The sequence below is a fragment of the Aeromonas sp. Y289-2 genome, from assembly GCF_027705925.1.
Classification (GTDB): Bacteria; Pseudomonadota; Gammaproteobacteria; order Enterobacterales; family Aeromonadaceae; genus Aeromonas; species Aeromonas veronii.
In genome coordinates this window covers 86054-98212 of sequence record NZ_JAPDCH010000002.1, presented here as the reverse complement: position 1 = coordinate 98212, position 12159 = coordinate 86054, and the positions used below count along the sequence as shown (strand labels likewise).

The 12159-nt window shown below is 60.6% G+C and carries 11 protein-coding genes; 4 read left to right on the top strand and 7 right to left on the bottom strand.

Going from position 1 to position 12159, the window contains the following annotated elements; genetic code table 11:
• The first annotated feature begins 20 nt into the window (after nt 1-20).
• Nucleotides 21-488: a GNAT family N-acetyltransferase gene (locus OKC43_RS04785; protein ID WP_194496314.1), complete on the top strand. Its 468-nt coding sequence runs from the start codon at nt 21-23 to the stop codon at nt 486-488.
• Between the two features lie 68 nt (nt 489-556).
• On the opposite strand, the gene OKC43_RS04780 is transcribed toward OKC43_RS04785, so the two are convergent.
• The 6 genes from OKC43_RS04780 to phnR form a co-directional block, all read right to left on the bottom strand.
• Complete coding sequence (locus OKC43_RS04780; RefSeq protein WP_236272374.1) at nt 557-1255, bottom strand: SDR family NAD(P)-dependent oxidoreductase; 699 nt, start codon at nt 1253-1255, stop codon at nt 557-559.
• A 280-nt stretch (nt 1256-1535) separates the two neighbouring features.
• Nucleotides 1536-2942 (bottom strand): FAD-dependent oxidoreductase, encoded by a 1407-nt coding sequence (locus OKC43_RS04775; protein ID WP_236272375.1) that lies wholly within the window; start codon nt 2940-2942, stop codon nt 1536-1538.
• A gap of 18 nt (nt 2943-2960) precedes the next feature.
• The gene (locus OKC43_RS04770) at nt 2961-4697 is read right to left on the bottom strand and encodes a putative 2-aminoethylphosphonate ABC transporter permease subunit (RefSeq protein WP_236272376.1); all 1737 of its coding nucleotides are present in this window, start codon (nt 4695-4697) and stop codon (nt 2961-2963) included.
• Complete coding sequence (locus OKC43_RS04765; protein ID WP_236272377.1) at nt 4694-5788, bottom strand: putative 2-aminoethylphosphonate ABC transporter ATP-binding protein; 1095 nt, start codon at nt 5786-5788, stop codon at nt 4694-4696. Before OKC43_RS04765 ends, OKC43_RS04770 begins: the two co-directional genes overlap by 4 nt.
• Before the next feature lie 272 nt (nt 5789-6060).
• A complete protein-coding gene (locus tag OKC43_RS04760; RefSeq protein ID WP_088868815.1) occupies nt 6061-7080 on the bottom strand; it encodes a putative 2-aminoethylphosphonate ABC transporter substrate-binding protein in 1020 nt (339 codons plus the stop codon).
• Between the two features lie 120 nt (nt 7081-7200).
• On the bottom strand, nt 7201-7908 hold the full coding sequence (phnR, locus tag OKC43_RS04755; RefSeq protein WP_236272378.1) for a phosphonate utilization transcriptional regulator PhnR: 708 nt from the start codon (nt 7906-7908) through the stop codon (nt 7201-7203).
• 265 nt (nt 7909-8173) lie between these two features.
• Between phnR and phnW the strand changes: the two genes are divergently transcribed.
• The 3 genes from phnW to phnX are packed head-to-tail and all read left to right on the top strand — an operon-like array spanning nt 8174 to nt 11584.
• Complete coding sequence (gene phnW, locus OKC43_RS04750; protein ID WP_236272379.1) at nt 8174-9316, top strand: 2-aminoethylphosphonate--pyruvate transaminase; 1143 nt, start codon at nt 8174-8176, stop codon at nt 9314-9316.
• Nucleotides 9313-10752, top strand: coding sequence for an aspartate aminotransferase family protein (locus OKC43_RS04745; RefSeq protein ID WP_236272380.1), 1440 nt, complete (start codon nt 9313-9315; stop codon nt 10750-10752). Before phnW ends, OKC43_RS04745 begins: the two co-directional genes overlap by 4 nt.
• Nucleotides 10745-11584 (top strand): phosphonoacetaldehyde hydrolase, encoded by an 840-nt coding sequence (phnX, locus tag OKC43_RS04740; RefSeq protein ID WP_236272381.1) that lies wholly within the window; start codon nt 10745-10747, stop codon nt 11582-11584. The genes OKC43_RS04745 and phnX overlap by 8 nt, the downstream gene beginning before the upstream one ends.
• A gap of 98 nt (nt 11585-11682) precedes the next feature.
• On the opposite strand, the gene OKC43_RS04735 is transcribed toward phnX, so the two are convergent.
• A complete protein-coding gene (locus OKC43_RS04735) occupies nt 11683-12135 on the bottom strand; it encodes an NUDIX hydrolase (protein ID WP_159143813.1) in 453 nt (150 codons plus the stop codon).
• Nucleotides 12136-12159 lie beyond the last annotated feature (24 nt).

Here is a 12159-nt window from a genome sequence, read left to right as displayed (position 1 = left end):
TGGTTATGTAAAGAGGGTGTATGGACATTTCTTTGCTAGCGGATCATCCACATCACGTATCGAAAATAGTTGAATGGTATTTCGATGAGTGGGCATCTCATGTCCCAGGCGTTACGAATGAGATGGTGCGTAAAAAGGTTGAAGTTGCAGCCTTAAATAGAGATATCCCATTTAGCTTGGTGGCGTATGACGATAGAGAACTGGTTGGAACATTGGAGCTGAAAATTCAGGAAAATAAAAATCACCCTGAATATGAGTTCTGGATTGGTGGGATCTATGTTCCTGCAGTGTACCGCAGGAAAGGTATCGCAAAAAAAATGATCAATGTTGCCAAGAATATGGCTGTTTCCCGTGGTGTTGCGACACTCTACTTGCAGTGTGAAACACATAACGTGGATTTCTATCGTGAGCAAGGCTTCAACGCAATACATAAATCAACCCACGGTCACTGGGAAACAACCATCATGGTATGGCACGTGGCTGTATAAAAATGGTTGAAAGGGGAGGTCGCTAGACTGGTTACATTTGGCGCACTCGTTTGAGTTCGCCCTGCAATTCACCACGGAAGTTTCCCTGTTTCAAGGCAAATAAAATCTCGCGTATTAATGTCATTACTCTCTAGGATTTTTATCAATCTGTTTGCTGACTGCTCTGGTGTCAGTGTCGCATCAGCAGGTGCCATTTTGGTAAGTAATGCTCCGGGGTGAACGGAGATAACTTTTATGCCCATGCTCTCCAGATCATCGGCCATGCACAGCGACAGCATGTTTTGAGCAGCCTTTGCTATACGATAGGAGAAAGAACATTTAACTCCTTTGGTTGCGCCTGCCGATTGCATATTTAATGAGCCTCTCCTTGAACTGATATTTACGATCAAGGATGGGGGTAATACATTTTCATTGCGCAATACGGCATTAACTGTTGATAGCGCACCGACACAGTGGGTCTTAAATTCATAAACCAGCTGGTCGCCGGTGCTATGCCTTGTGTCGATCCCTAGAGTGCCAGCAGAGCCTGCATTATTTATGACGATATCAACTGCTCTGTCTTGGATAAAACAAAATAGCTGTTCTTCATAATTTTCATGGCTGACATCGGCTATCAGCACAGAGACGGCAGGGTAGATAGTAGTGAGCATGTCAGAAGCGCTGGTGGTTCTGACAACGGCATAAACCTGATATCCGCGCTCGTAAAAAGTCTGAACCAGCGCTAACCCTAATCCTCTGCTGGCACCTGTTATCAACACTGTTTTCATCACTCGTCCCATTTTGCACATTGTCATTTATCACTACCCTCAGTATCGAGTATCGATGCGTATTCGAGCATTTGGTGGCAAGTATGCCACATGGATTGCCTGCTATCAGCTATTGGAGTCGTCAAGCTTCTTATGCTGCCACAACCAATTTAGATGACGTGGTATCACTGTATATCGAGAGTAAGCCTAGTAATTCAAAAGCCGACCCTCGGGTCGGCATTTTCAAGAAATAGGGTGTGGGGCGAAACAGTATGAGAAATGGTTGCCCTCTATCGCCGGGCTATTTATCCGCCTTGCCCGCCGCATCGGCAAGTTTGGCAAGCTGTTTGTCATACCAGGCCACCGGGCGGTTCTCATCTTCCGCCCGCTCTTTGCGCCGGATGGCGTTGCGTACCGCCATGGCGCCCAGCCAGCGGAATGGCTCTGGCGGGAAGTAGCCGCGCGGGCCGCTGACCAATGCGCAGTCGCGCCACGGCTTGTCCGCTTCCCACACTTCATCGCGCACCAAAGCTGCCAGGATCTGGCCACCCATCCAGCTCTGGGCCACTCCGTTGCCGGAGTAGCCGAGGCCATAGACGATATTGGGCTGCCCTCGCCAGTGGCCGAAGAAGGGGAGGCCATCTACCGAGCGGTCGGAGGCGCCGCACCAGCTGGCGGCGATGGGCACCTCTTTGAGCGCCGGAAAGAAGCGGCGCAGGGTGCGGGTGAGAGGGGCAAGATAACGGCTAGGGGCATCGAACTCGGCCAGATGGCGGTTGGCAAAGGCGAAGGTGTTGCCCCCCTTGCCCAGCATAAGCCGCCCTTGCGGGGTGGAGCGGTAGTAATGCACAAAGGTGCGGCCATCCACCACGGAGCGGCCGTGCTCAAGCTGCTGGGCGGCCAGTGCATCCGGCGCGGGGTCGGTTATCACCATATCGGAGGAGACCAGTACGATGCTGCGGCGAAACTCGCGAAAGTGCTGCACCATGGCGCTGTTGAGGGCCAGCACCACCTTGCGGGCACGCACCTCGCCCTGTGACGTTTGCACCCGTGCAGGCTGGCCCGCCTCAAGGCGCTGCATGGGGGAGTGCTCATAGACCTCGACCCCCAGTTCCCGCGCCACCCGCAGCAGGCCGCGCACCAACAGTGCCGGTTGCACCGAACCCGCGTGTGGGCTGTAGAGCCCCTCCAGATGAACGTGGGAACCGCTCTGGCTCGCCAGTTTATCCTCTTCAATCACTTGCCACTGGTTAAGGTCTGCGCGTTTGAGTTCCTGCAATACCGGCTCCATCAGGCCGCGCTGGGCCTCGCTGGTGGCGGTGTAGCAAGTGCCCTCGACTCTCAGCTGTGCCTCAATATTGTGCTGTTCGCAGAAGCGGGCGATCTCGTGCACCGCCTGCTCGGATCTTTGTACCAGCCAGGCAGCCTGCTGCTCGCCAAAGAGGCGCTTTAAGGTCAAATACTTGGCTGACCAGGTGAGCAAACAGCCGCCGTTGCGCCCGGAGGCGCCGCTGCCGCAGCGATCTTTTTCCAGCACCAGGATACGTAAGGCAGGTTCGGCCTGTTTAAGGGCGATGGCGCTCCACAGCCCGGTAAAGCCGCCACCGACGATGCAGACATCGACTTCGTGGTTGCCGACTAGGGGCGTGGGCGGTGCGGGTTGTTCGGCGGCGAGCGCTTCGGCCAGCCAGAAGGGGAGAGTGGACATGATGACTCCTCGATAAGGTTATTGGTGGCGCCAGCGCTGGGTGCGATCCAGCAGGGCGCGACTTAAAAAGAGCTGGAGCAGCTTGACGGTGGCGGCGGCCAGCAGGATCAGGGTGGCCATGGCGGCGGCCGCGGCTGTATCGCCGGAATCCTCCATATTGAGTACGGCGATGGAGGCGAGCACGCTGTCGCTCGAATAGAGGAAGATCACCGCCGAGGTGGTGGTCATGGCGTTGACGAACAGATAGATAAAGATCTCCAGCAGTGCGGGCAGGGAGGCGGGCAGGGTGACTCGCCAAAACGCCTTCCAGAGCGGAATGCGCAATGAGATGGCCACCAGCTCCAACTCCTTGGGCAACTGCTTGAGGCTGGTCAGCGCCGTCATATGGCCCACCGTGTAGTAGTGGATGACGCAGGAGAGCACCATCAACGGCAGGGTGCCGTATAGGCCGCCAAAGAGCGGATTGCCGTTGAAAAAGAAGATGTAACCGAGCCCCAGCACCATGCCGGGTACCGCCAGCGACAGCATGGCGAGCAGATGCAACAGCTGGCGCAGCGGCGCAAAGTGGCGCCCCTTCTCCTGCGCCCAGGCCAGCACTATCACCAGCACGGTGCCGATAAGCGCGGTATAGAGGCCCAGCTGCAAGGTGTTGGTAAAGGGCTGCCAGCCGTAGACGCTGTTGCTGTCAAAGGCGTAGTGATCCAGCGTCAGCCCGAGGTTGTAGGGCCAGAACTGTACCAGGGAGCCGTAAACGGCCATCCCCACCAGCGCCAGAAACAGCAGGGCCCAGAGCGTGCACCAGCCGAGCGCCAGCAGATCCCGCAGCCGATGGGGCTTGGGTTGATAGGGCACCGCCTTGGTGCTGCTCTGCTCCTGCATCTTGCTGCGCACTCTGTGCTCCAGGGCAAAGCTCAACAGTGCCGGCAGCAGCAGGGTGACGCTGGCAACGGCGCCGAGGGAGAAGTTCTGCATTCCGATCACCTGCCGGTAGATATCGGTAGCCAGCACGCTGTACTGGCCGCCAATCACCTTGGCAACCCCGAAGTCGCAGATGGTGAGGGTGAAGACGGCGATGGCGGCGCTGAGCAGGCCATAACGGGCAGTAGGCAGGGTGACGGTGACAAAGGTGCGCCAGCCGCTGCTGCCCAGCACCCGGGAGGCTTCATAGAGGCGGGCATCGCTCTGGCCGAGCGCAGTGATAAGGATCATCAGGGCGTGGGGGAAGCACCAGAAGCCCAGACCAATGACGATGCCGATGGGGCCGTAGATGCTCTCGCCGCCGAGCAGCCCCTTGGCGATCCCCTGATTGCCAAACCAGTAGACCAGACTGATGGCGGGCAACAGGGAGGGCATCAGAAGCGGGATCAAACCGATGAGGCGAAACAGGGGCTTGCCCGGCATGCAGGTGTGGGTGAGGGCATAGGCGTAGCCAAAGGCGATGGTCACCACCAGCGCGGTGATCAGCACCCCGAGCCAGAGGGTGTTGCCGATGGTGCGCCCCAGATGAGGGGAGTCGAAGTAGGCGCTGAAGTTGGCAAGGCCCACCCAGAGGCCGTTCTCATCCTGCAGACTTTTTTGCAGCATGGTGAGCAGTGGCAGCAGCAGACCGCCGGTGAGCAGGGCGATGCCGAGCACCAGCAGGATCAGTTGCAGCAGCTGATCCCGGCTCCAGCCGCGACAGAGCCGCTGCCAGCGAGAGACTTGGCGGGCTGTCACTGGTGGCAGCAGGGAGGAGGTCGCAAAGGGGGCAGTCATGGGCGCTCTCCTTCAAACAGCTGCATCGCCCCGGCAGGCCAGTGCAGCGAGCAGCGCATGCCACTGCGCCAGCCACCCTGTTCGTGGCGGGGCAGCTCGTGGGTCGGGCACTCCACCAGAATTTGCTGCGGGCCCAGATAGGTGTCGGCGGTGCAGATAAGCCGCTGGGCGGCGCCGAGAAACTCCACCTGATCGATGGTTGCTTCAACGCCATGTTGGCCAAGATACGGCTCGCTCGGCGCACTCAGGGTGATTGCCTCGGGGCGGATCGCCACCTGCAATTTGCTGCCGGCTGCGGCCTGGTTGGCAAGTGTCAGCGGTTGTTCGTTGAGGCGCACCTGATTGGGGCTCAGCACCAGGGTGTCGAGGAAGTTCATGGTGCCTACAAAGCTTGCCACGAAGCGGCTGGCAGGCTGGTGGTAGATCTCCTGCGGGGTGCCCACCTGCACGATGCGGCCGCCCTCCATCACCACGATGCGGTCGGCCATGGTCAGCGCCTCTTCCTGATCGTGGGTCACCATGATGGTGGTGATGCCAAGGCGCTGCTGCAGGGCGCGGATCTCGCTGCGAAGATGGGTGCGCACCAGCGCATCCAGCGCGCTGAGCGGTTCGTCCAGCAGCAACAGACCGGGGGAGAGGGCGAGCGCCCGGGCCAGCGCCACCCGCTGCTGCTGGCCGCCAGAGATCTGGCTCGGGTATTTGTGGGACTGGGCAGTGAGATCCACCAGCCCCAGCCAGTGATCGACTCGCTCCTTGATGAGATCCCGCGCCAGCCCCTGATTCTCAAGGCCGAAGGCGATGTTCTGGGCCACCGTCAGGTTGGGGAAGAGAGCATAGGACTGAAACACGATGCCAAAATCGCGCTCCTGGGGCGGCAGGCGGGAGATATTGCGCCCCCCTTGCCAGATCTCGCCGCTGTCCGGCAGATCCAGCCCGGCGATGGCTCTGAGCAGAGTGGTCTTGCCACAGCCGGAGGGGCCGAGAAAGCAGATAAACTCCCCCGGCTCAATGGTCAGAGAGATCCCCTTGAGGGCCTGAAAAGCACCGAACTGCTTGTTGAGATGTTGAATGTCCAGATAGGGCTGGGTCATGGTTCGACTCGCTACTGATTTGGTATATACCAGTTTGCGGGTGAAGTGTGACGATCAGGTGATCGGGGGATGACAGCTTGATGACAGTCAAATGACATCGGGTCGCCAGCAAGGGGCTGGGCACTGTGCGAATGGACTAAGCATCGCTAATTGAAGGCAATACAAACTCGGGAAGTTAAAACCAAAAAGCGAAGGCCAACAGCTGTTGGCCTTCGACTGGCAGTTTATTGGCAGGGGTGTGTCTGGCGTGAACAAACCGCTGCCCTTCACGCTTACTGCTTGGCTTCGGTCTTGCCGTCGAAGCTGGCGCTCCACTGGGCCAGGATGGCGTTACGCTCGCGGGCTGCCCAGCTAAAGTCGTTGTCGATCATCTGGCCTTTGATATCTGCCGGATAGCCCGCTCTCGGTTGGGCCACATCGGGAATGGCGACCACGGCGAACGACTTGTTGTAGAGGGCGTTGGCCTGTTCGGTGGCGGCAAAGTCGAGCAGCTGTTTGGCGGCATCCAGCTTGGGGGTGCCCTTGATGATGGCGGCGGCTTCCATATCCCAGCCCGACCCCTCTTTCGGGAACACCACCTCGATGGGGGCACCTTTGGCCTTGAGGCTGGTAGCCGGGAAGTCGAAGGAGATACCGATCACCGTCTCGCCGCTGGCGGCCAGCTTGCAGGGGGCGGAGCCCGAGTGGGTGTAACGGTCGATGTTCTGGTGCAGGCCGTTCATGAATTGCCAACCCTGCTGTTCGCCCATGGTCTGCAGCCAGCCCGCAACGCTCAGGTAACCGGTGCCGGAGGAGCTGGGGTTGGGCATGATCACCTTGCCCTTATAGATGGGCTTGGTGAGGTCGGCCCAGCTAGTGGGCGCCGGGATCCCCTGTTTTTCCGCCTCTACCTTGTTGAAGCAGATGGCGCTGAAGAAGGCGTCCAGACCGATCCAGTGCGGCTCGGCCTTGCTGTCGCGAAAGCGGCTGTCGAGCTTATCCAGTCCTTTCGGTGCATAGGCATTGAGCATCTGCTGCTGATCGAGCTGCATCAGGCTGGTGGCGGCCAGTCCCCATACCACATCCGCCTTGGGCTGGGCTTTTTCTGCCAGCAAGCGGGCGGTGACCACGCCGGTGGAGTCACGCACCCATTTGATGTTGATGTCCGGATGCTGGCGCTCGAACGCGGTTTTCAGCTCGTTGAGCTGCTCCGGTTCGAAGGCGGTGTAGACGGTGAGATCGGTCGCGGCCAGTGCCGGGGCGGTCATGGCAGCCAGCACGGCGGCGGCCAGCAGATGGGTTCCCTGTTTCATCCTCTTCTCCAGTTAAATTGGTTTGGTATAAACCAGATTGGTCGAGAAAGAGGCTAGGGGATCTTTATGACGTGACCGTGACAGCCCCGTGACGTTTTGCCGTTCCTGATTTATCCGTGACTAATCCTGGGTATCCACCTCGATCTCCAGACTGTCGTGACGCCAGTACTCCAGATCGAAGTCGAGCACCCGGCCGTGCTGATCGAAGTTGAGTCGCTCGAGGCGCAGGGCGGGCAGACCGGCAGTGGCCCCCAGCGCCTTGGCCACTTCGTCCGGCAGGGCGGTGGGGAAGAAGCGCACCTGCATGCGGGCATAATGAAGATCGTAATGGGCCTGATAGATCTCGGTCAGGCTGCCGTTGAGATCCAGCTCCAGCAGGCCGGGTACCCGCTCTGGCAGGCAGTGGTTCTCGCAGTAGCAGATGGCGCGCCCGTTGGCGTAGCGCAGCCGTTTTAGCAGAAACAGGCTGTCAAACGGCTTGAGCTGAAGCTGCGCCATCAACGCGGGCGGTACCGTCTGGCGGCTTTTCTCCAGCAGTTCGGTGCGCGGCTCACCCCCTTGCTCCCGCACTATCTGGTGAAAGTTGGAGGTGCGTCTGGGGTTCAAGCGAAAGCGCGGCGGGGTGACGAACCAGCCGCGGCGATCCTCCCGATAGATAAGGCCGTTGGCCTCCAGCTGCACCAGTGCCTCGCGAATGGTGACCCGGGTGGTGCCATAGAGTTCCCCCAGCAGCCGCTCGGAGGGGAGCTTGTCATTGGGGGCCAGACCCCCCGCCAGGATCTGGTTGGCGAGGGCATCCTTGATCTGCAGATATTGGGGTTTGCTCATGAAAATCCCTGGTTTTGCAATAAGTTGTGCAATGAGTTGGGCAATGGGCTGGGCACAGGGCAGGTCATCTGCCCGGTCGTTACACGGCAACATCAACATGCATTGGTAGATACCAGCAGCGCCCCTGCTGTTCAGGCTTCCTAGATTATCGCGATCCCGGCGCTGAAAATGAATTTTTTGTTGCACGTAGCGCCACCCCTTTGACCTTGGCGGGGCAGTTACCCACAATGCGCTCATTCTGGTATATACCAAAAGGAGCGAAGTCATGACCCATATTCCTGCGGCCCCCGCCGCCGTCGATTACCTGCTGCTGACCCCGGGCCCCCTCTCGACCACCGCGACTGTGCGTGCCGCCATGCTGCAAGACAGCTGCACCTGGGATGCGGACTACAACCTGGGCGTGGTGGAGCCCATCCGCCGCGAGCTGGTGCGCCTCGCCACCGGCCCGGAATATCAAAGTGACTACAGCGCCGTGCTGCTGCAGGGGAGTGGCAGCTATGTGGTGGAGAGCGTGCTGGGCTCGGCGATCGGCGTCGATGAGTGTCTGCTGATCATCAACAACGGCGCCTACGGTGCCCGCATGGGGGAGATGGCCCGTTGTCTTGGCCTGCGTCACCATGAGCTCGATTGCGGTGAGACCGCCCGTCCGGAGCCCGCCGCCATCGAGGCGATGCTGGCGCGCCACCCCGAGATCACCCATCTGGCCATGGTGCATTGCGAGACCACCACCGGCATGCTCAACCCCCTTGAGGAGGTGGCTGAGCTCTGCCAGCGCCGCGGCATCCGCCTGATCGTCGATGCCATGAGCAGCTTTGGCGGTATCCCCATCGACATGGGGCGACTTGGCATCGAGTTTCTTATCAGCTCGGCCAACAAGTGCATTCAGGGGGTGCCGGGCTTTGGCTTCGTCATCGCCCGCCGCGCTGCGCTGGCGGCCTGCGCCGGTCGTGCCCGCTCGGTCTCCCTCGACCTGCACGCCCAGTGGCAGACCATGGAGCAGCAAGGGGGCAAGTGGCGCTTTACCTCGCCCACCCATACCGTGCTTGCCTTTGCCCAGGCGCTGCGCGAGCTGGACGAGGAGGGGGGCATCGCCGCCCGCCATCAGCGTTACAGCGAGAATCAGCGCACGCTGGTGGCGGGGATGGCGGCGCTCGGCTTTGCGCCGCTGCTGCCAGAAAAATGGCAATCTCCCATCATCACCGCCTTCTACTCTCCGGCCCACCCTGACTACCGCTTCGCCGACTTCTACCAGCGGCTCAAGGCGCAGGGTTTTGTCATCTATCCGGGCAAGGTCTCCCAAGCCGATTGCTTCCGCATCGGCAATATCGGTGATGTGACCCCAGAGCGGGTGCGGGATCTGCTCGCCGCCATGGCCAGCGCCTGTTACTGGCAAGGGGACGCGCAATGACCAGCATGCTGGCTCAGGGTCGTGATCTGCGTGGCCGCGATTTGCATGACCATAAGCTGCACGGCAGCGGCCGCGCCGACAGCGAAGGGGATATCAACCTCGGCGAGGGGCGGGCGCGTTGGTGGGCTGACCAGAGCGAGGCGGTGCAGGCGGGATTGGCGGAGGATAGCCGCTACTTTCTCCATCAGGCGCTCTCCACCCCCTGTCTCGATCTGCTTGAACACGCGCAGGGGAGCTGGCTGACCAGCGTATCGGGCGCGCGTTACCTCGATTTTCACGGCAACAGCGTCCATCAGCTGGGCCACGGTCACCCCAGGGTGGTGGCCGCGGTGCAGCAGCAACTCACCGATCTACCGTTCGCACCCCGCCGCTACACCCATCAGGTCGCCATCGACTGCGCCCGCACTCTGGCCGAGCTGGCTCCTGGCGATCTCAACCGGGTGCTGTTCGCCCCCGGCGGCAGCGAGGTAGTGGGGATTGCCCTGAAGCTTGCCCGTTTCATCACCGGCAACAGCAAAGTGGTGTCCCTCTGGGATGCCTTTCACGGCGCCTCCCTTGATGCTATCTCAGTTGGTGGCGAGGCCTGTTTTCGCACCGGTATGGGCCCGCTGATGGCCGGAGTGGAACGCATTCCGCCTCCCACCCGCTATCGCGGTGTCTGGTATCGCGGGGAGGGGGATGACCTGCACTATGCCGATTATCTGGAGTACGTCATCGAGAAGGAGGGGGGGATCGGCGCCTTTATCGCCGAGCCGATCCGTAACACCGACGTACAGGTGCCCTCGAAGGCCTACTGGCAGCGGGTGCGGGAGATCTGTGATCGCCACAAGGTGCTGTTGATCGTCGACGAGATCCCCAATGCCCTGGGTCGCACTGGCCACTGGTTCAGCTTTGAAGCGTTCGGCATCGAACCCGACATCATCTGTCTGGGCAAGGGGCTGGGGGGCGGGGTGGTACCGTTTGCGGCGCTCATTACCCGCGACCGTTTCAATCAGGCGGCGGCCATCTCGCTCGGTCACTACACCCACGAGAAGAGCCCTATCGGCTGCGCGGCGGCCCTCGCGACCATCGCAACCATCCGCGAAGAGGGGTTGCTTGCAAAAGCGCAGGAGGATGGCCGTTTTATGGCGGCAGAGCTAGCGGCGCTTGCCGAACGTCATCCGCTGATCGGGCAGGTGCGCGGTATCGGTATGCTCTGGGCGCTCGATCTGGTGGTCGATCACCAGAGTCGTGCCCGCAATAGCCAGGCCGCCGAGCGGCTGCTCTACCGCTGTCTGGAGCTGGGGCTCAGCTTCAAGGTCTCCCAAGGGAACGTTATCCAGCTTTCGCCACCGCTCAATATCACCCGCGCCGATCTGGTGCGCGCCATCACCATTCTCGATCGCGCCCTCGGCGAGATCGCACTTTCACCGAAACAGGAACATCACCATGACTGACTTGCAGACTGCCATCCACCCGACCACCGACGTGGAGGCGCTGATCCTCGACTGGGCTGGCACCGTCGTCGATTTCGGCTCCTTCGCCCCCACCTCCATCTTCGTCGAGGCCTTCGCCCGCGCCTATGACTTTCCCGTGACCCTGGATGAGGCGCGCCAGCCCATGGGCCTTGGCAAGTGGGATCATATCGCCGCGCTGGGCCGTCTGCCTTCGGTGGATGCGCGTTGGCAGGCTCGCTTCGGCCATCCTATGAGCCACGCCGAGGTGGACCACCTTTATCACACCTTTATGCCGCTACAGATTGCCGCCGTGACCCGCTTTGCCGCCCCCATCCCCGGTGTGCTGGCGGTGCTGGACGCTTTGCGGGGGCAGGGAATGAAAATCGGCTCCTGCTCCGGTTACCCTCGTCCGGTGATGGAGGCGCTGGTACCAGCGGCGGCCGATCACGGCTATCGCCCGGATCACTGGGTCGCCACCGATGACCTCAAAGCCGGTGGTCGCCCCGGCCCCTGGATGGCGCTGGCCAACGTGATTGAGCTCGGAGTGAGCGCGGTGCATCGCTGCATCAAGGTGGATGACGCCGTGCCCGGCATCAGCGAAGGGCTTAACGCGGGCATGTGGACGGTGGGATTGTCGGTTTCCGGCAACGAGTTTGGCGCTACCTGGGACGAGTTTGCCTCCATGAGTGAGGCTGAGATCGCCGCCCGGCGCGCACCGGCCGAGGCCAAACTGCGGGCGGCGGGGGCACACTATGTGATTGATACCCTGGCCGACATCGCCCCGGTTATCGCCGATATCAACCGCCGTCTGGCCGCTGGCGAGCGGCCGTAAGCCATCTGTTTGGTCGAACAAAAGCGCTTGGCTGGCTTTAGATGCAACACGCCCCCATCCGGGGGCGTGTTGCATTTACAGGGGGAAGCCGTGCGAAGTCAGCAGATATCGACCCGCATCAGGGGAGAGGGGGCGTTGTCGACAAAGTGGTGCCAGATATGGTCGTAGAGCGCCTTCTGGCCGGGGAAACTCACCAGCGCTTTTGCTTCGGCCAGGGAACACCAGCGATAGTCTGTGTGCTCATCGTTGAGGGTCACCGCCTGATTGGGCGGGCAATAGACCACAAAGACCGGTACCACCTCCACCGTATTCAAGGCGGCATCGTAAAACTGCTCCAGATACTGGCCGTTGTAGAGTTCGGTGACCCTGATCCCCGTCTCTTCGCCAAACTCCCGAATAATGGTCTGCCAGCCGGTTTCACCCGCCTCCACCGTGCCGGCCACATGACACCAGAAGCCCCCCTTGACCCGTTTCATCACCAGCAATCTGGTTTCGCCATCGACAGTGGTAAGGGCAACGCCAGAGACGGCCTTGCAGCGAATGGGGATCATGATCTTCTCTCCGGGTTTGGGCTC